Source organism: Paracoccus sp. DMF-8 (genome assembly GCF_029309835.1).
Classification (GTDB): domain Bacteria; phylum Pseudomonadota; class Alphaproteobacteria; order Rhodobacterales; family Rhodobacteraceae; genus Paracoccus.
The window spans coordinates 64,914-82,504 of sequence record NZ_JARJHL010000016.1; the positions used below are offsets into that span (position 1 = coordinate 64,914).

The 17,591-nt window shown below is 63.9% G+C and carries 18 protein-coding genes; 4 read left to right on the top strand and 14 right to left on the bottom strand.

Annotated elements, in window-relative coordinates; translation table 11 throughout:
• Window positions 1-513, top strand: a complete 513-nt coding sequence (locus PE067_RS17185; RefSeq protein WP_276190914.1) for a hypothetical protein — start codon at window positions 1-3, stop codon at window positions 511-513.
• Between the two features lie 199 nt (window positions 514-712).
• Here PE067_RS17185 and PE067_RS17190 read toward each other — a convergent pair whose 3' ends face one another.
• The gene (locus PE067_RS17190; protein ID WP_276190915.1) at window positions 713-961 is read right to left on the bottom strand and encodes a hypothetical protein; all 249 of its coding nucleotides are present in this window, start codon (window positions 959-961) and stop codon (window positions 713-715) included.
• Window positions 962-1,833: 872 nt separating this feature from the next.
• On the opposite strand from PE067_RS17190, the gene PE067_RS17195 reads away from it, so the two are divergent.
• Window positions 1,834-3,438, top strand: coding sequence for an APC family permease (locus tag PE067_RS17195; protein WP_276190916.1), 1,605 nt, complete (start codon window positions 1,834-1,836; stop codon window positions 3,436-3,438).
• A gap of 98 nt (window positions 3,439-3,536) precedes the next feature.
• Here the strand turns inward: PE067_RS17195 and PE067_RS17200 are convergent, their stop codons facing one another.
• The 4 genes from PE067_RS17200 to PE067_RS17215 all read right to left on the bottom strand — a co-directional run bounded on the left by PE067_RS17200 (window position 3,537) and on the right by PE067_RS17215 (window position 8,432).
• On the bottom strand, window positions 3,537-4,775 hold the full coding sequence (locus PE067_RS17200; protein WP_276190917.1) for a multidrug effflux MFS transporter: 1,239 nt from the start codon (window positions 4,773-4,775) through the stop codon (window positions 3,537-3,539).
• A gap of 407 nt (window positions 4,776-5,182) precedes the next feature.
• Entirely contained in the window at window positions 5,183-6,205 is a 1,023-nt protein-coding gene (proX, locus tag PE067_RS17205; protein WP_276190918.1) for a glycine betaine/L-proline ABC transporter substrate-binding protein ProX, read from the bottom strand.
• A gap of 69 nt (window positions 6,206-6,274) precedes the next feature.
• Window positions 6,275-7,207, bottom strand: a complete 933-nt coding sequence (locus tag PE067_RS17210; protein ID WP_276190919.1) for an ABC transporter permease subunit — start codon at window positions 7,205-7,207, stop codon at window positions 6,275-6,277.
• A complete protein-coding gene (locus tag PE067_RS17215) occupies window positions 7,191-8,432 on the bottom strand; it encodes a glycine betaine/L-proline ABC transporter ATP-binding protein (protein WP_346429722.1) in 1,242 nt (413 codons plus the stop codon). The genes PE067_RS17210 and PE067_RS17215 overlap by 17 nt, the downstream gene beginning before the upstream one ends.
• Before the next feature lie 310 nt (window positions 8,433-8,742).
• Between PE067_RS17215 and PE067_RS17220 the strand changes: the two genes are divergently transcribed.
• Window positions 8,743-10,038: a hypothetical protein gene (locus PE067_RS17220; RefSeq protein ID WP_276190920.1), complete on the top strand. Its 1,296-nt coding sequence runs from the start codon at window positions 8,743-8,745 to the stop codon at window positions 10,036-10,038.
• On the opposite strand, the gene PE067_RS17225 is transcribed toward PE067_RS17220, so the two are convergent.
• The 3 genes from PE067_RS17225 to PE067_RS17235 are packed head-to-tail and all read right to left on the bottom strand — an operon-like array spanning window position 10,010 to window position 11,637.
• Window positions 10,010-10,492, bottom strand: a complete 483-nt coding sequence (locus PE067_RS17225; protein WP_276190921.1) for a hypothetical protein — start codon at window positions 10,490-10,492, stop codon at window positions 10,010-10,012. The genes PE067_RS17220 and PE067_RS17225 overlap by 29 nt on opposite strands.
• A 54-nt stretch (window positions 10,493-10,546) precedes the next feature.
• A complete protein-coding gene (locus PE067_RS17230; RefSeq protein WP_276190922.1) occupies window positions 10,547-11,095 on the bottom strand; it encodes a hypothetical protein in 549 nt (182 codons plus the stop codon).
• On the bottom strand, window positions 11,092-11,637 hold the full coding sequence (locus tag PE067_RS17235) for a hypothetical protein (RefSeq protein ID WP_276190923.1): 546 nt from the start codon (window positions 11,635-11,637) through the stop codon (window positions 11,092-11,094). The genes PE067_RS17230 and PE067_RS17235 overlap by 4 nt, the downstream gene beginning before the upstream one ends.
• Window positions 11,638-11,909: 272 nt before the next feature.
• Between PE067_RS17235 and PE067_RS17240 the strand changes: the two genes are divergently transcribed.
• A complete protein-coding gene (locus PE067_RS17240) occupies window positions 11,910-12,437 on the top strand; it encodes a hypothetical protein (protein WP_276190924.1) in 528 nt (175 codons plus the stop codon).
• Between the two features lie 512 nt (window positions 12,438-12,949).
• On the opposite strand, the gene PE067_RS17245 is transcribed toward PE067_RS17240, so the two are convergent.
• The 6 genes from PE067_RS17245 to PE067_RS17270 are packed head-to-tail and all read right to left on the bottom strand — an operon-like array spanning window position 12,950 to window position 17,574.
• Entirely contained in the window at window positions 12,950-13,522 is a 573-nt protein-coding gene (locus PE067_RS17245) for a hypothetical protein (RefSeq protein WP_276190925.1), read from the bottom strand.
• A gap of 10 nt (window positions 13,523-13,532) precedes the next feature.
• Window positions 13,533-14,735, bottom strand: a complete 1,203-nt coding sequence (locus PE067_RS17250) for a hypothetical protein (RefSeq protein ID WP_276190926.1) — start codon at window positions 14,733-14,735, stop codon at window positions 13,533-13,535.
• Between the two features lies 1 nt (window position 14,736).
• Complete coding sequence (locus tag PE067_RS17255; RefSeq protein WP_276190927.1) at window positions 14,737-15,585, bottom strand: hypothetical protein; 849 nt, start codon at window positions 15,583-15,585, stop codon at window positions 14,737-14,739.
• Window positions 15,582-15,884: a hypothetical protein gene (locus tag PE067_RS17260; protein WP_276190928.1), complete on the bottom strand. Its 303-nt coding sequence runs from the start codon at window positions 15,882-15,884 to the stop codon at window positions 15,582-15,584. Before PE067_RS17260 ends, PE067_RS17255 begins: the two co-directional genes overlap by 4 nt.
• Entirely contained in the window at window positions 15,881-16,663 is a 783-nt protein-coding gene (locus PE067_RS17265) for a hypothetical protein (protein ID WP_276190929.1), read from the bottom strand. The genes PE067_RS17260 and PE067_RS17265 overlap by 4 nt, the downstream gene beginning before the upstream one ends.
• On the bottom strand, window positions 16,663-17,574 hold the full coding sequence (locus PE067_RS17270) for a ParB N-terminal domain-containing protein (protein WP_276190930.1): 912 nt from the start codon (window positions 17,572-17,574) through the stop codon (window positions 16,663-16,665). Before PE067_RS17270 ends, PE067_RS17265 begins: the two co-directional genes overlap by 1 nt.
• Window positions 17,575-17,591: the final 17 nt, after the last annotated feature.

Below are 17,591 nucleotides of genomic sequence, written 5' to 3' on the forward strand. Positions count from 1 at the left end.
ATGACAGGTATCGGGGTCGAGCTTTTGGGCGTCATCGCGGTCGGTATCGGGGCGGCGGCGGTGCTGTATGCCGCGATGCATGCCCTGCGCAAGCTGGGCCGGATCGTGCCGACATGGGTGCTGCCCGCAGGCATCGGGTTGGCGATGGTCAGCTATTCGGTCTGGAACGACTATGCCTGGTTCGGCCGCGCGCTGGACCGGCTACCCGATGAGACGCAGGTTCTGGTCGTCGGTCGTGACAGCCAGCCATGGGCGCCCTGGACCTATCTGGCCCCGGTCGAGATCCGCTTTGCCGCGATGGACCCGGCGACGATCCGCGCCAATGCGGATGGCACCCGCCATGCCCAGATCATGCTGATCGAGCGGCGCGGGGCGACGCTCGTCATCCCGCAGGATTTCGACTGCGAAAAGGGGCTGATCCGCCTGCCGCGCAGCGACTGGTCCCCATCAGGCCGGCAGGACGAGGCGCTGCGGGCCGTGTGCAGCCTGTCCGACGCAACGCCAGCATATTGAAAATATCGGCATGATTTTCTGATAGCCCCCGCAGAGGTCCAGCAACGGAACCGGCGACAGGGCAACAAGCGGCTGTGGACCGCTGGACAGCCCGCCCGCGCCCTGCGGGGTCGGGCTGTCGTGGCCGGGCTCGGTGACCTGCGCCGTGACCTGTCCCGGCAGGTCGAAGCGGATGCAGCCATGCCGACCAGCGGCACGCTCACTCAGCCTTGCCGAACAGGGCGACCAGCCCATCCGCCAGCGCCCCGCGCCAGATCAGGTAATCGTGGCCGCCGGCATATTCCCGCCATGCGACCTCATATCCCTCAAGCCGCAGCACGTCGCGCAGTTGCCGCGAGGTTTCCAGGATGCCGGCGGTGCCCGCGCGCCCGGTCTCGAACAGCCCGGCGCTGAGGAAGAACCGGATGGGCAGCCTCTCGCGCGCGGCATAGGCGGCCGCGACATCCACCGCATCGGTTCAATGACCATCGCGCGACATCGTTGAAACCGGCAACGAGAGCGGGCAGGTCAAAACCTTGGCCTGAGCGCCCACCGAAACGCAGCTCCGCGTCTGCTGCGCCAACTGGAAAAGACGCCGCCACGGGCCTGCGCTTCGCGCCATCCCGGCGGGGCGCAAGGGCGTGGTTGTGTTCAAGGTTGACGATGGCGTGCGGGAGGTTCTTATCCATGCCGTCACCTGCGGTAGGGCCGACTGGATCACGCGAAGCCGGTCCGGGGGATGCTGAAGGACCGGGCGCTAGGCGGATCAGGCAGCGGGAGCAGGGCAGGGGATATCAGGTCCCCTCGACATTGCGAAACAGTGTCTAATGCCTGCCGTCGGATCCAATAATTATATTAAATTACAAATTGTTAATGATCATTCGGGGAACTTTCCGCATTTTGCCCCATACGCTCCGGAAGCATATCGGAAGCACTTGCGCGGAAACAGTAGCACAAAATCGGCAGGGTCACGTCTCGGTGGGAAGCAACAGATAACCCATTGAAAAATACATGCCGCAAAAACGATCAACGCTCAAACCACGTATCACCGCTTACCAGGGGCCTTTTTCTGGCCATCGCAGGCGCCCGCAACCGTCATGTCCTGGGGGCAAGGCCCGAGACTGGGGACGACGTTACCAAAGATTTCTCTAGACAATAATTAGTTTCCCTACAGGAATATAACTCTATGCGAATCGATCAAGGGTTTGCATCGAGGTGCGCGGCCACATGCAGCCGACGCATGAATTGCGACGAGAGAGGGGCGCTCATCAGGCGCCGCTTGGGAAAGAGCCCGTTGGGAGAGGGTCGTGTCGCGCAAGAGCCAACAGAGGAGGGAATGAAGTGAATAACTCTGAGGGAGTTGCCGCCGAGGGCGGGTTGCACCGGGTCATCGGATGGCCCGCGGCATTCTGGGTGGCGGCCGGGGTGCCGGCGCTCGTGCTGTTTTCGATCGGAGGCATTGCCGCCACTGTCGGCACGCCTTCCTGGACCATCTGGATCATCTCGGTCTTTTTCGGCTTTATCCAGGCCCATACCTATGCCGAGATCGCCGGGCTTTTCCCGTCGAAAAGCGGCGGCGCCTCTGTCTATGGCGCCTCGGCCTGGGTGCGCTATTCCAAGCTGATCGCACCGCTTTCGGTCTGGTGCAACTGGCTGGCCTGGACGCCGGTCCTGGCCATCGGGGCGGGCCTGGCGGCAGGATATATCCTGACCACCTTCGCGGCGGCCGATCTGGCCCTGCTGAGCTGGCAGATCACCCTGCTGGATCTGGGCTTCCTGAAGGAAGGCATCTCGCTGCGGATCAATGCCACCTTCTTCTTCGGCGTCGCGATCCTGCTGGTGGTTTTCGCAATCCAGCATCGCGGCATCCTGTCGACAGCGCGGATCCAGACCATCTTCGGCATTGCGGTCATCGTGCCGCTGCTGGTCGTCGGCATCGTGCCGCTGCTTTCCGGCAAGGTCGAAACCGACAACCTGATGCCGCTGGTGCCGATTGCCTTTGACGACGCGGGCAACGTGATCGACGGGATCTGGGACCGCGAGGGGATCACGCTGTTCCTGGGGGGCCTGTTCATCGCCGCCTGGTCGACCTATGCCTTTGAAACCTCGATCTGCTACACGTCCGAGTTCCGCCGCCCGGAACATGATACGGTTCGCGCCATTCTCTGGTCCGGCCTGCTTTGCGTCGTGATCTTCACGCTGGTTCCGCTGGCTTTCCAAGGCTATCTGGGTGTCGAGGGCATTTTGCAACCCGGCATCGTGGACGGAACCGCCGTGGCGGGCGTCATGGGGGAAATGGTGGGGGGTGGTCCCTTCGTCACGAAACTGATGGTCGTCATGCTGATCCTGGCGACGATGCTGGCGATCATGACCTCGATGGCCGGCTCGTCGCGCACCCTTTATCAGGGTTCCGTCGATGGCTGGCTGCCGAAATACCTTGGCCGGGTGAATCATCACGGCGCCCCGACCAGCGCGATGTGGACGGATCTGGGCTTCAACCTGATCCTTCTGATGATGTCGGATTACCTGTTCGTGCTGGCGGTTTCGAACTGCTGCTATCTCATCTTCAACTTCCTGAACCTCAATTCCGGCTGGATCCACCGCATCGACAACGCCCATGTGAAACGGCCGTGGCGGTGCCCGACGCCGCTGATGGCGGCAGGGGTTTTCCTGAGCTTCGTCAATATGGTGTTGCTGGGCGCCGGGGCGAATGTCTGGGGATCGGGCACGCTGATGTCGGGCATCATTGCCGCCGCGCTGATCATTCCGGTCTTTGCCTACCGTCACTATGTCACCGACAAGGGCAAGTTCCCCGACCGGATGCTGGAAGATCTGGGCGTCTCCGCGAGCGATCTGAGCCAGCGCAAGGCGGGTTATCTGCCCTATCTGGTGCTTGCCGCGGGCGTGGCCGTGGCGGCGGTCTCGAACTATGTTTTCACATTGTAGACCGTGTTGAAAAAGCAATGGCGCGAGGGGAAATCCCCGCGCCTTGACGATTTCCATTCGCCCTGATCCCGTCTGCCCCGACGATATGTTTCGTTCCGTTACGGGGTGTGGGTGCGATATTCCTCGCCGACGCCGAACAGCCTGCCGTTTTCGGCGATGAGGATGCAGCCAAGCGCCAGCAGCCCGAAGATGACATATCCTGCCGCAATCGGGACGGTCGTGCCGTTGAAAAAGCCGCCGACCAGCGTGCCAAGCACCGCGCCGCCCACCGTCTGGACAAAGCCGAAAACCGAAGAGGCCGTGCCCGCCACCGCGCCCAGAGGTTCGAGCGAAAGTGAATTCATGTTCGAGGCAGACCAGCCGAACATGAACATGATGACGCAGAGCAATGCCATGAACAGCCAAAGCGGCAAGGGCAGAACCAGCGCAAGCACAAGCCACAACCCGCTGACCGCGATGAAAACCAGCATGGCGGCGTGGCTGAGCCGTCTCATGCCAAGGCGGCGCACCATGCGGGAATTGGTATAGGACGAAATCGCCATCAGGGATGCCTGAAAGGCGAAGGCCAGCGGAAAGAGCGCGCCCAGCCCGTAAAGATCGACATAGATCTGCTGAGACGTGTTGATGAACCCGAACAGGGCCGCCAGGATGAAGGTGCCGGCAAGACTATACATGACGGCGCTGCGGTTGCTCAGCACGATACGGAAACCGTCCAGGATTACCTCGGCCCGCAGCGGGCGGCGGTGTTCGGGGGCAAGCGTCTCGGGCAGGCGCAGAAAGGCCCAGGTCGAGATTCCCGCGCCCACCACCGCCATGAACAGGAAAATATATTCCCAGGGGCCGGTCAGCAAAATGACCTGCCCGACGGACGGGGCAACCACCGGGATGATCATGAAAACCATGAAGACCAGCGACATGACTTCGGCCATGGCGCGTCCGCTGAAACGGTCGCGGACCACCGAAACGGCGATGACACGGGTTCCGGCGGCGCCGATCCCCTGAACGAAGCGCAGGGCCAGCAGCGTGGCGAAATTGGGCGAGAACGCGGCGGCAAGGGCGGCAATGGCATAGACCACCAGCCCCACGAAAAGCGGTGCGCGCCTGCCGAACCGGTCCGAAAGGGGGCCAAAGGCCAATTGGGCAATGCCGAAACCCAACAGATAGGCGGTCAGCACATAATGGCGGTCGTTCTCATTCGCGACCCCAAGCGCCGCGCCCATATAGGGCAGGGCCGGAAGCATGATGTCGATGGCCAGAGCATTCAGCGCCATCAGCCCCGCGATCAAGGCAATGAACTCGGGCCGGGAAATATCCCGGTGCAATGGAGAGGCAGACATGGAAATAATCCTGGGAGAAAATCCTGGAAATGGCAGGCCGGATGCGGTCGTCCGGCGGCATGTGGCTTTTCTTGAACCCTCGGACCGGGCTTGGCAAGGGCGTTCACGCCTTTGCGTCCGGCGCTGATGCCTGCAATGGCCGGGTTCGTCCTGACCGGGTTGACGGTCTTGTGCGCCGCCTTTCCGGGATGATCCGGCCTCGGGATGGTTCGGGGCCGTTTGCGGGTGCGATTGCGCATCACGGGCTGAAGATGCGTTGTCCAGACGATGACGCCCGCCGCCGCACCGCCCCGGCGGATGCCGGATCAGACATGTCCCGCCCGGTCAGCCCCGCAGGCCGGGCGCCCGGTATCGTCGGGACGTGCGGGGCGCGCGCGCGTGCGCGCCCCGCAGGATGTCGCTATCCGTTACTGCGCGGCCGCGCGGGCCTGTGCAAGCCAGTCGTCGACCAGCGCCCGGTTGTCCGCAATCCAGGCCGTCGCCTGCGCGGTGACATCATCGTCTCCGGCATTCATCGCCGCGTTTTGCGCGATGATGTCGGGCATCGGAATCGTCGCGGTTTCCAGCAATGCGCGAACGGCCGGGTTTGCGGCGATGAATTCCGAATTCACGACGGGAACGATGTCGCTGACCGGAAAGCCGACCTGGCACGGATCGTTGACGCAGCCCACGATACCCTCCTGCGTGGCCGAATCGGCAAGGTCCATCAGGTCGCCAGGCAGCGCGACTTCCGGCACCTCGATCCAGACGACATCCTCGCCGGGGACCAGCGTGTCGACCGTCCAGTTCGGCACCCATGTATAGAAAAAGATGGGCTCGCCCGCCTGATAGGCGGCGACGGCATCGGCCATGGATGCCGCGTAATTGGCGTTGATCGTGTTGACATGGCCGCGCAGGTCATAGGCGTCCATGTGGAAATCGATGCTGGTCTCGCACATCCAGCCTGCGGGACAGGCCACCAGATCGGCCAGGCCATCGCCATTGCGGTCGAACGCCTCTTGTACCTCCGGACGTTTGAAATCGTCCAGATTGGTAATGTCCAGCCGCTCGGCCGTGGCCTTGTCGACAAGATAGCCATCCATGGCGCCGGCCTTTGCGACCATGCCGACGACCTCGGCGCCGGATTCAAAGGCCGGGGCATAGGATCCGTGCATCGGAAACCAGCCATCGACCCACATGGTCACATCGCCAAAGGCAACCGCCTGATAGAACGCGGGATTGTCCAGTGTCATGGGTTCGGCCATGGTATAGCCGAGTTCGGCCAGCATCTGGCGATAGATCTCGGTGTGGAACCAACCGGTGTCCCATGTCGGCCGGGCCATGATGATCGTGGTGCCCTCACCGGGCAGGGTCTCGGCCACGACCGGCGCAGCGGTCAGACATGCCAGCGCGCCGACAGCGGCCAGAGAGTGCGTGAGACGGGGTTTCATCCGGGTCTCCTTTTCAATGTGATTTCAGATGGACGGGCCGGATCGGCCCGCCATGCGAAACAGGCGGGTTCATCCCGCCTTCTGGCTTCTCGGCCCGGGGACAGCCCCCGCAACCGAAAGAAACCGGCCAGCGTCCTGCCGAGCGATGCCGTGCCAGAGCCCAGCCTTCGGCAAGTCCCCTCGGGTGATCCGGTCAAGCACGATGGCCAGAATGACCATGCCCACGCCGCCCGCGGTCGCGCCGCCGACATCCAGACGGCCCAGCCCGGTGTTGACGACAAGGCCCAGCCCGCCGCCGCCGATCAATGCGGCGATCACCACCATCGACAGCGCCAGCATCAGCGTCTGGTTCAGCCCCGCCATGATCGTGCGCATCGCCAAAGGCAGTTGCAGGTCGCGCAGCATCTGCCAGCGGGTGGAACCGAACGCCTCGGCCGCCTCGATCAGGTCGGAGCGGACATTGCGGATGCCCAGATTGGTCAGCCGCACCATCGGCGGCAGGGCAAAGACGATGGTCGCGATGATCCCCGGCGCCGTGCCGACGCCGAACAGCATCACGATCGGCACCAGATAGACGAAAGAGGGGATCGTCTGCATGATGTCCAGCACCGGCCGCATGATCCGCCAAAACCGGTCGGAACCCGCCGCAAGGATCCCGGCGGGAATGCCGATCACCGCGCAGAACAGCACCGATGTCACGACCATCGCCAGGCTGGTCATCGTCTCGTTCCACAGCCCGATCATGTCGATGAAGGCAAAGCCCAGCACCGTAAAAATGGCCATTCCGCGCCCGGCGAATTTCCAGGCCATCGCGGCAAAGGCCGCCGTCGTCACCAGCATCGGCACCATGCGAAAGAAACTGTCCAGCCAGAACAGCACGGCGCTGATCGGCACCTGCGCCGCGCGGAACCAGGGCCGGAAATTCGGCACCAGCCAGCCGCGCACAAAGGCATTGATCCAATCGTCGAACGGCAGCGTCGCAAGATCAGCGGGGCTGAGCATCGGCGGTCTCCTGTGCGATATCATCGGCTGCGGCCTCGCCCGCATCGCCGGCAAGGTGGGTCAGCACGTCATGCGGCTCGACCACGGCAAGCAGCCGGTCGGCGCCGTCGGTGACGGCGATCGGCGGGCCGCCGCCGGCGGGGCCATACAGTTCATGCAACTGCGTGTCGTCATTGGCTGTCGGGAAATCGGTAATCATCGACTTGCCGATGGTCGTGTCGGGCGTGGCCCCGTCCAGCTCCGAGGCCGCCAGATCGCGATAGGTGACGACACCCGCCACCCTTTCGCCGTCAAGGACATACAGCGCGCGGTCGCCGCTTTGTTCCATCATCCGCAGCGCCTCGCGGACCGATGTGCTGCGCAACTGAATCGTGGTCGGCTCGCTGGCGACGTCCCCGGCGGTAAAGACCCGGCCCCGGTCGATATCGGCGACAAAGGCCGCGACATAATCGTCGGCCGGTGCGGTGACGATGGTCTGCGCGGAACCGGTCTGGACGATGCGCCCGTCCTTCATGATGGCGATGCGGTTGCCCAGCAACAGGGCCTCGTTCAGGTCATGGGTGATGAAGACGATGGTTTTCTTCAGCGTCTTTTGCAGCGCCAGCAGTTCGGTCTGCATGTCGCGGCGGATCAGCGGGTCAAGCGCCCCGAAGGGTTCGTCCATCAGCAGGATGTCGGGATCGGCGGCCAGTCCGCGCGCCAGCCCGACCCGCTGCTGCATGCCGCCCGACAGGTCCGCGGGCAGGCTGTCGGCCCAGGGCTCCAGCCCGACCTGCGCCAGTACCTCAAGCGCCCGTGCCCGTCGTGCCCCGGCCGTCATGCCGCGCACCTTCAGCCCATAGGCCACGTTTTCGGCAATCGTCCAATGCGGAAACAGCGCGAAATGCTGAAAGACCATGGCGATCTTTTCCCGGCGGATGCGGCGCAACGTGGCGGTGTCGGCGCGGGCGATATCTTCGCCGTCAATCATGACCTGTCCCGAGGTGGGCGTGATCAGCCCGTTCAGCATCCGCACAAGGGTGGACTTGCCGGAGCCGGACAGGCCCATGACCACGAAAATCTCGCCTTCGTGAATGTCGAAACCGGCATCCTGCACGCCGACCGTGGCACCGGTCCGGGACAGGATCGCTGACTTGCTTTCGCCGCGCCGCACCATTTCCAGCGCGGCATCGGCATTGTCGCCAAATATTTTGTAAAGGTTCTGGACCGAAAGTTTCGGTTGCATAAGGCTCCGCCTTTGATCCCGGAAATGCACGCCGACAGGAGCCGACATCGCGTGAATTTCTGATCCCGCGCATGATGCGCAAAGCACGTTGGCCATTCGGCCGATAGGGTGCGAGACGCCCCGGGCAGGGTCTCGGGATCGCGATTACGCGTTGTTTAAGCCAAATATCCGCAGAACGCAATTTTTTGGCCACAGGCACCGCGCCGCCCGTGCCGGTGCCGGTTCCTGTGGCGGATGGACGGCCATGCGCCGGGTCCATTATAGCTGATGGCAGCGCGGTCGTATTCTGCGTGGTAAGATACAGGCGGCCATGACCCGGATGATCGGACAGCATATCCGTTTCAGCCTTTCGCTGTTTGCCCGATATGGCGCGCGGCTGACCGCGATCTGGGCGGGCGTGGCGCTGCTGCATGAGGTGTTGCTGCGTCTCGCGGTCGAGATCGGCATGCACAGCCGCCTGCTGGGCCTGTTCGCCATCGCGCCGGTCATCCTGTTGCAACTGCTGCTTTTCGTTTCGGCCTTTGTCATCTTGCAAGGGCGCACGGCCGGACTGCGGCGCCCGGCGGATGACGGGGTCCGGATCGACGATCCTGCACCGCCACGGGGTGTCCCGCTATTGGCGGGGGCGCTGCTGGCGGTGCTGATCCCGTTTTACGGCTATTACGCGGGCTGGGGCCTGCTGTCGGAAACGCTGCGCGATTATTCCCAACTGTTCTGGGGGACGCAGATGCGGCGCATGGACCTGACGCAGCCCGAGGCCTCGCCTGCTGCGCTGGACATCGGGCAATCCGGTTGGGTCGTGCTGGCGGTTGCCCTGATCTGGCTGATCCGACGCTTTTCCAAGGCCCGGCAGGCCGGGGGTGGCCCGGCAGGGTGGGCGCTGGTCGTCGTCGCCTGCGAGGCAAGCTGGGCGCTGCTTGGCCTTTATGTGCTGTCCGGCTGGAAAGGGCAGTTCGCTGACTGGCTTGCCCTGTTGCCGTCGCCGGGCGAGATGATCGACCGGATCGTGCCCGCTGCCGGTGCGGCTGTTTCGACCGTCCCCTATCCGGTCGACTGGCCGCCGCCCTTCCGCTTGTGGCCGTTTCTGAGCGGGCTTTTCTGGTATGCCTTGCTGCCGGTGATCTGGTTCAACATGGGCGCCATCGTCCACGGCCACGACCTGACGCGGATCGCCGAGCCGACCCGGAGACTGGCCGGAACCGCGCTGGAACGTTGGGGCGCCCTGCCCAAGGGCCTGCGCGATTTCATCGGCCATTTCTGGGCCGGGGTGGTGAAACGCTGGAATGCGGTCGCGAATGGCGTGATGCTTGCGGCCTCGGCCGGGGTCACGCTGACGGTGTCGGTCATCGTCCTGTGGCGGCTGGTGGACTGGGCGGGCAACTGGGCATGGATCGGGCTGGCCCATCTGATCGGCCCGCGGGATTTCGCATCCTGGCAGGTGATCGGGGTGCCGCTGAACCTGCTGTTCGGCATGCCCGGCGGCATGCCGGGGGGGATTCTGGTCGGGCCCTTGCAGTTCTGCATCCTGTCGGCGGGCTTGCAGCTTGCCGCGCGCGCCGCGCCGGTCAGGGCGACGGTCAGGGCGCCGGACGCATCACCAGCCTGAGCGGCAGGGACAGCGCATCGGGCAGGCCCGCCTGATCCCGGATTTCCAGCCGCAATCCGTCCAGCACCTCAAGCGGCAGCAGAAAGGCTTCGTCGGCGGTGCCTTGCCCGCTGCCGGCAATCACCTGCCGGCAATTCGGCCCGGCCCGTTGCCCATCGCCAAGAAAGGCCGCGATCTCCAGCCCCAGTTGACTGTAAAGCGGCAGCCAGCGCCGCCCCTTGTCATCCGTGATGCTGACCGTGCAGTTCAGCCATTGCGCCATGTCCTGCGGATCGCCCGCGACATCCAGCCGGACAAGGGCGACGGCCCTGTCGGGCAATTGCGGCAGCACCGTGAATCTTGCGGCCTCGATCCGGAAATGCAGCCCGTGCAGGGTTCCGTCCGGGGTTTCGGCCTGCGTGATCCGGGTCGGGACATGGGTGCGCAAGTCACGCAGGGCGGGCCATGCGACCACCAGGCGAGGCAAGGCCGAAAAAGACAAGCGCCGCAAGGATCCAGCCCAGATGTTTCATGGACCGAAACCTTCTTCGGCCCGGTGTTCCGGCAGGGCGGCTGGCGGCTGAAGGCGCAAACCCCCCTCCAGCGGCGGATTCAGCGGTGAGGTCAGGACCAGCGCGCCGCCCGCGATCTCATCGGCCGGCAGTTCGAACACCGCCAGCGCCGACATGGTCAGGCCGGGTTGCAGCGCCACCGATTCCACCGCGCCGGGCAGGTTTTCGGCCCGCGCGGTCGCGGCATATTCCCTGCCGCTTGCACCCTGCCAGACGGCGCGCAGGGTCGTGGACTGGATATTGGCATGCAGCCGCAGATCGACCAGCAGGAAAACCCCCTGCGTTTCCAGCAGCCGGTCCCGCCCGAACCGGGAAAAGCCGATCCGGTCCGCCGTGCGCCAGCCCGCGACCTGCCCGCCGAACAGCCGCGTTTCGCCCGGCTGATCGGCGGGAACATCGGTGACGAAAGGCCGGAATGTTTCGTTATAGCCGGGATTCGTGGCATGAAACGCTGCCAGAAGACCGGCACCGGCCAGCGCGATGCAGGCGGGGGCCAGCCCTTTCATGGCAGGACCTCGGGGGTGATGCGCAATTCGCCGGACGGCTCGTGCCCCAGCCAGCTTGCCTGACCATACAGATTGTCGCGCAGCTTGAAGATCTGCCGGCTGAAACGGATCGTGGTCATTTCCGGCGGCAGATGATCGGGCGGCAGGCTGTCGGGCGGCCAGATCAGCCGCACCTGTTCGGGCATCCGGGGATGCAGTTGCCGCAGCGGCTCGCCGTCGCGCAGCAAGATGACCTCGGCGGCGGGCAGGGGGCCGTTTTCCAGCAGCAGGTCGGGCAGTCGGGCGGGTGCGCCGAAAGGCGTGCCGACGGTCGCGCCGGTCATGGTTTCCACCGTCGCCTCTAGGATCAGTTGGCCATCCTGCACCATCAGCCGTTCCGGGATCAGGCTGGTCCGCCCCGCCGCGACGGCCTGTCCAAGACCGATCTGCGGCAGTTCTTTCGGTGCGCGCGCGTCCTCGACCCGCAGCCACCAGCTTGTCAGAATGGCCGCGCCAATCCCCAGAGACGCCAGAAAGCGCAACCTGAGCGATCGGAGGATCATGCGTGACCGGCGTTGTGTCATGCGACTATTTGCCAGAAAGCGCCGCGCAGGCTCAAGCGGTTATGACGATCCGGGTCAGCCCGCTTGTTTGCGACGGTGGCCCGTCCCGATGTGGCCAGCCCTGAGGCGACCTGTCCTGATCTGGCCGTTCGCGCTTGCCGCCGCGATCCTGACCGGGCAATGTCGGGCCGGCGCGGCGGCGGTTCCACAGGCCGGCGGGAAACGGCGGCGCCCCGGTCGCGGGCATCGCCAGCAGAGACGATTGATTTGCCATGATCTGGCCGGGAAAACAGTTTCTTTTCGTGACAGCCCTGTTCGTTGGCTGCGTCATGGCCGCAGCCATGGGAAACCTGCCCTGGGAGGCCGCCGTTTTCGCGGGGATCGTGGTGCTGATGCATGTCCTGCCCTGGGTCTGGGGGGCGCTGACCGATCCGGTGGGCGATCTGGAACAGGGGCGCATCGTGGCGGTGGATATCCATATCGACCGCAGATCCTGGTATATGGGACGCGACGAGCCGCTTGACACGCGGGCGGTCGTCCGCATGCCCTCTGGTCAAGAGATCGCCGTCGCGGTCTGGCCGATGCGCCTGCCCAAAGCGGTCCGCAAGCAGGTATTTTCGCCATATTGGGCCATCTGGGCAAGCTCCTGGTCAACAAATCTGGCCATTCGGGACAGGGATGACAGGAAACGCGCGATAGATCAGGCCAGAGATGGCGGCTATCGCTTTGAACTGGCCAAAGCCGTCGCGGTTGGCCTTCGCCGGTCGGAAAAGGGTCGTGTGATCCTGCTTGGAACGTAAGCGCGGTGACATGGGTCATGACAGAACGGACATGACGAAACGTGTAACGCGACAGAAACATGGGTCTAAAAGGGACCAAGCCGGTTTATCTGGGAACAGCTGATAATATCCGGGAAATGTCGAAAAAACGGGCGCTTAGCTGATATGGTGACCGGTGGCGCGTTGACGGGCTCATTTGCATGTCAGAACGGAAACGGTTTGAGATACCCCGCAGAGCGCCTCTTGAAGAGACCTGCATCAACCCTCCCGGAACCCGCGTTAAAGCCTGTTTTTACGGGGTTTTCCACACGTACGGAGCCTGAATCCGCCACCTGCACTGTTATCGTTAACATGCAAATTTTGTACGGACGTTGAGCGCCATCTGCATGTTACATAAAATCAAAGGCTTAGACGAAATCCGGGGCGGTTTGGCCCGAATCTGCCCCGGAAAGGTGGTTTTGCGCAACGGTATGCGCTGAACGCATAGCTATAGGTTGTGCCACCGCCGCCGCGATCCGTGGCACCCCTCACCATCACCCCGGCACGCTCTCGGCCATCACGGCTCTGATACTGGCGCGCTCTGCTGGCGTCGGGATGCGGTCATGGACGACCAGTGCGGCAATGTCGGTTTCGACCGGATCTCCACCCGCGCTCAGCGGCGAGATGAACAGCGTAGTGGTCTCTGCCAACACCGCCCCTTCCGGCAGGGGCGTGGCGACATCGCCGTAGTCGGTCGTGCCGTGGATGACGCGGACGGTTGTGCCTGCTGCGCTAAAGCAGAACTCGGCCACGAACCACGCGCCCTGAATAAAACTGCCCTCTGCGGAACGGCTGATCACAGGGTCAAAGCCATCCTGACCATACAAGGCTTCGAAACCTCCGCCCCTGTGAGGGCTGCCAGATGCCACCATGCGCGGCCAGTTCCAGGGATCGTGCAGGCGGTTATTGGCGGACACAAGGTCAATGGTGCCCAGGCTCGTTGTCCTGACAGCCATGGCGACATAGAGTTCTGTCGATGTCAGCGACATGCGCGGGATATCTTCAACGGTCGGGTAGCGCCCGAACCGCATCACCCCATCGACAACAGTCGGCGGGGTCCCCAACATCACCGGGCCTTCATGGATGGTGGCCGCCTTGTACAGGACGTGGTCTGCTGGCAGGACGGCCTCGGTTTCGTCGACCGCAGGGCCGACCGGGTTGGACCTGACCACCGTTGTGCTCTCGGTGTTGGTTGCCGATACCGCATAGCGCAGCCTCGCCACCAACTGTTCCGCCGCGACCGGCTGGCTCGTATTCGGCAGCGATCCGGTTGGCCAGCGCCCAGAAATATTCTGCCTGCGCGCGGGTCGCATATTCGGGGATGAACACAGAGCCGGGGTTGACAGCGTCCAGCGCCTCAAGGTCGAAGCCATACAGCAGGGTCGTGACCAGACAGGTCAGTCCGTAGCTGGTCGGGTCGGCTGCATGGATGTCGTCACTGAAAATATCTTCCACGACCGTGTAACCCGGAGCAACACCGGCGATAATGTCGTCATACAGATGCTGCATGAACAGATGGCCGGGGAACACCCAGGCCCGCCAGTTATCTGGCAAGCTAGGATAAAGCTGCTTCATTTTCCATGTGGTGTAATCCGCCATATATTTGAAAATACGACCGTGTTCCGGCAGGCCGGTGCGGAATGCAAACTCCGACCACAGCGGGGAAGCTGGTTGGGTAGCCGATGCGCCGGGACCGTGTATGTCCGGCCAGATCGACCACAGGATCACATCGTTTCCGCCGCCGTTCACGATGGTGTTGGCGACGAAACGGCACAGGTAATCAAGGGTTCTGCGCTGGTGATCGACATCCTCATCAGGGTGGGCGAAGCGAGGCACAGGCAGGCTTTCGGTGATCATCAGGGTATCAAACTCGACGATGTTGCGCCGCGCGTCGGTGTTGATGCTGGCAACATCGAATTCGTGCTCCCACCGCGCCATTATGGACGATCCCGGCATGAGCGAGTTCTTCATGGTCTCATAGGGCGCGGTGACCCCGATGCTGACCAGCAATTCGCGCATGTTCCGATGCCACGCGGCATAGTCATCCGTCAGACTGTGGCCGCTATGAACGTGGTTGCTGGCGCTGGTCAGGGGGGTGCGCAGCTGGCCCGGCGGTGGGGGTGCAGCCGCGACCGTGATCGGCCCCGACATGGCAGTGTTGAGAGTATACCATGTGCCCGCTACCAAACCTGCAATGGTCTGCGGCAGGGCGCGGCGGGTGACGAACAGGATGTTGTCGTCGGTCATGTCAACATCGGTGACGATGATACGGTTGGCCATGTCAGTCCTCGATTGTGATTCCGCCCGTCCCGCCCGTGATGATCAGGGCCGGGACGGCGGGCATGTCTGTGATGGTGAGCGCGCCGGGACCGCCGATCAGGGTCCATTCGGCGGGCGGCTCGGGTGTGTCTGCGATGATGGTGCCGGTCAGCGTCACCGCCGCAGGATCACCGACGCCGTTGGCCCAGGTGACCGTGACCGTCCAGGCCGTGTCGGCGCTGACCTCGGGCCAGACGATCAGCCCGCCCCCTGTGCCGGTCTGATCCGGCCAGCCGTCGATCTGTGCCACCCATGTGGCGGTCGGGGGCGGATTGCCGGTCGCGGCGCCGATATGCAGCGTGGATATCCCGCCGGACACCGGCGCAGGGCCGATCGCAGGATCATTCGTGACGACCGGTGCAGCGAGCGCAGCCGTGATCGTCGCGCTGGCCGTGCTGGTCGCCGGTGACCCGTGACCGTTTGTCGCCGTCCAGGTCACCACCAGTTCGCCCGGACCGGTCCCGACGTAGCTGTCTCCGACGATCGCATCAACGGGCTGGCCGTCCAATGTGGCGCTGCGGGTCACGGTCGGGGTGGGCGTGCCAGCAAAAACCGGGGCCGTCAGGTCAAAGACGGTCCCGAACGGGCCGGTCACCGGGCTGATCGCGCCGGGCGCGACCAGCGACGGCGCCACGCCCGGCTGCGGTGTCTCGCCCCCCTCCAGCGCCTCGATCCGCGCCAGCGCCGCTGCCAGCGCGGTTTCCAGATCGGCGATCCGGGCCAGAGTTTCCGGCGACACCCCGCCGGGCAGCAGGACAGGCGCATTGTGGACGGTGACGGATTCATCCGCCCCGAAAATCACGATCCTCATGTGCTGGCCCCCTCGAAGATCTGCAGGCGGATATTGGTCGTGGCCGGAATCGCGATCACGTCGCCGCCGCGCTGGATCCTGACATCGAAACTGGCCGCGCCGATGGCCCATCCCGTCGTGTCGGCGCGGAGCGCGATGATCCGGCTGTCAGGATCCGCGGAGACCTGCAGATCATGACGCGCGCCCTGCTGGCGCATCTCGGCCGTGACCGCGTCCCAGGGCCAGAGCGCCGCCCATTCGGCCTCATCCAGTTCGACTTGCGCGCGGAATGTGGCGCCGCGTTTGATCCGGGCGGTCATGGCGTCACCTCATAGGGTGTGACACCGAAAATCCGGTCCAGATCGTGGTGGCCTACCTGAAAATAGTCCATGACCGCGACGACCAGCGGGTCCATCCTGCCAACGATATAGGATGCGGACCATTGCAGGCGGGCGTCAAAAACCTGATCGGGGTCGATTGAGACCAGCGCGTTCTCGACGATTTCGGGGATGCCTCCTGCGGCCAGCACCTCGGCATCGGCGGGCTGTAGCCAGTTTTCGGCAACGACGCGGCGCAGGAAAGTCAGCCGGTCGATGCTGGTCGCCTCGCGCACACTCTGCAAAAACGCGGCGCGGCCGGGCTTGTTGTCGAGGATCACCACCCAGGGCTGCTCCCAGTCCGGTGTCTCGTCCGCGCCAAGGTCAAGCTCCAGCGTCAGCGGAATCCATGGGAAATCCGCCTCGAACTCGATCAGGTAGCGCGACGGCTCGGAAAACCAGATGCTGCTGGTCACCGGCACCGCCCCGGTCGTCGCAGGCACCGAAGTCATATGCTCGCCGACCGTATACTGGTCCCAGGCCGTGACCGTCAGGCCGGGCGGGAAGCTCGCGAAATGAATCTCCCTGCCGGTGACGACGGGCGTGGGAATCGTCGGGCGCGGCAGGACCTCGGTGCCGTCGAACCAGCTGTCCTCGTCATATTGACCCTCGACCAGATAGTGAGCCGGATCCGTGTTGAGTTCGGCGTTTTCAAGATCGGGCATCGTCATGGATTTCACATGCCGCCCGGATTCGTCGAAAACCGTGAAGTCGATCATCATCAGCGATACCCCCCGAAAATTGCGATGGATGGATTCTCGACCTGTGTGGCCGTGCCGGACCCTTCGCGGGTGTAATCGAAGGAGAAATTATGGGTGCCAGCACTCACATTGAACATGTGGGAGGTCGAAAAGGAGTTTGTGTATTGCGAGACCGAAAAGGCGATGGACTTGATCGCGGCCCCGTTGCGCCGCATCCGATAGACCGTCGTATGGGTGCTGCTCGTGCCCATGATCCGGCAGTTGGCCATGATCAGCAGCCGCATCGGATAGGTCGCGATGATCGACAGGGCCTGCGACTCGGCGCTCCACGTCATCGTGGCCGCGCCGTCTTCCAGTTGCAGCGTCCCGATATCGCCGTGTTTAACGACCGCCTTGTCCATATAGACGGTGCCGCCCTGGACGTAAAAGGGCACCGTGCGCGCCGCGTTCGGGCCCGGTCCATTGACGATGGCAAAACGATCCGCCTGCGCGGTGATCCAGTTCGTCCCGTCGGCCCAGTTTTCGCCCGCCGCGAGCGCCGCCTTGAAGACATGATGAACGGTGATCCGGGTCACGGTGCCGTTGACGTCGGCAAAGGCCTGTGCCTGTTCGGCCGTGTCCATATGGACCGACATGCAGGGCACCTTGTCATGGCCGCAGATCGCGGCGGCATGGGTGCGGTGCTGGCCGTCGATGATGGCCCAGAGCGCGCCCGGCATCGGCGCGACCAGGACGGGCGAAAACCGCGACCAGCGGAAGTTTTCCGCGATCCGCCGAATGGTCTGCCAGCCGGCACGGGTCAGCGGGCGCTGATAGCGATCGTCGACCACCAACTGCCGGATCGGGATCCAGTCGAGCACGGGCGCGGCCTGATCCGCCGGTTCGAGCGCGGGCTGGCCCGATACGTCGATCGCGCGGAAATGAGGGGTCATGGCAAAAGCCCCTGCAG

What these genes read in the sequence shown, in the direction of transcription:
- PE067_RS17185 (WP_276190914.1), top strand. Translation starts at nt 1, where the DNA reads ATGACAGGTATCGGGGTCGAGCTTTTGGGCGTCATCGCGGTCGGTATC.
- PE067_RS17200 (WP_276190917.1), bottom strand. Translation starts at nt 4,775, where the DNA reads ATGTCTGCCTCTCCATTGCACCGGGATATTTCCCGGCCCGAGTTCATT.
- proX (WP_276190918.1), bottom strand. Translation starts at nt 6,205, where the DNA reads ATGAAACCCCGTCTCACGCACTCTCTGGCCGCTGTCGGCGCGCTGGCA.
- PE067_RS17210 (WP_276190919.1), bottom strand. Translation starts at nt 7,207, where the DNA reads ATGCTCAGCCCCGCTGATCTTGCGACGCTGCCGTTCGACGATTGGATC.
- PE067_RS17215 (WP_346429722.1), bottom strand. Translation starts at nt 8,432, where the DNA reads ATGCAACCGAAACTTTCGGTCCAGAACCTTTACAAAATATTTGGCGAC.
- PE067_RS17220 (WP_276190920.1), top strand. Translation starts at nt 8,743, where the DNA reads ATGACCCGGATGATCGGACAGCATATCCGTTTCAGCCTTTCGCTGTTT.
- PE067_RS17230 (WP_276190922.1), bottom strand. Translation starts at nt 11,095, where the DNA reads ATGAAAGGGCTGGCCCCCGCCTGCATCGCGCTGGCCGGTGCCGGTCTT.
- PE067_RS17235 (WP_276190923.1), bottom strand. Translation starts at nt 11,637, where the DNA reads ATGATCCTCCGATCGCTCAGGTTGCGCTTTCTGGCGTCTCTGGGGATT.
- PE067_RS17240 (WP_276190924.1), top strand. Translation starts at nt 11,910, where the DNA reads ATGATCTGGCCGGGAAAACAGTTTCTTTTCGTGACAGCCCTGTTCGTT.
- PE067_RS17245 (WP_276190925.1), bottom strand. Translation starts at nt 13,522, where the DNA reads ATGTTGGGGACCCCGCCGACTGTTGTCGATGGGGTGATGCGGTTCGGG.
- PE067_RS17250 (WP_276190926.1), bottom strand. Translation starts at nt 14,735, where the DNA reads ATGGCCAACCGTATCATCGTCACCGATGTTGACATGACCGACGACAAC.
- PE067_RS17255 (WP_276190927.1), bottom strand. Translation starts at nt 15,585, where the DNA reads ATGAGGATCGTGATTTTCGGGGCGGATGAATCCGTCACCGTCCACAAT.
- PE067_RS17260 (WP_276190928.1), bottom strand. Translation starts at nt 15,884, where the DNA reads ATGACCGCCCGGATCAAACGCGGCGCCACATTCCGCGCGCAAGTCGAA.
- PE067_RS17265 (WP_276190929.1), bottom strand. Translation starts at nt 16,663, where the DNA reads ATGATGATCGACTTCACGGTTTTCGACGAATCCGGGCGGCATGTGAAA.
- PE067_RS17270 (WP_276190930.1), bottom strand. Translation starts at nt 17,574, where the DNA reads ATGACCCCTCATTTCCGCGCGATCGACGTATCGGGCCAGCCCGCGCTC.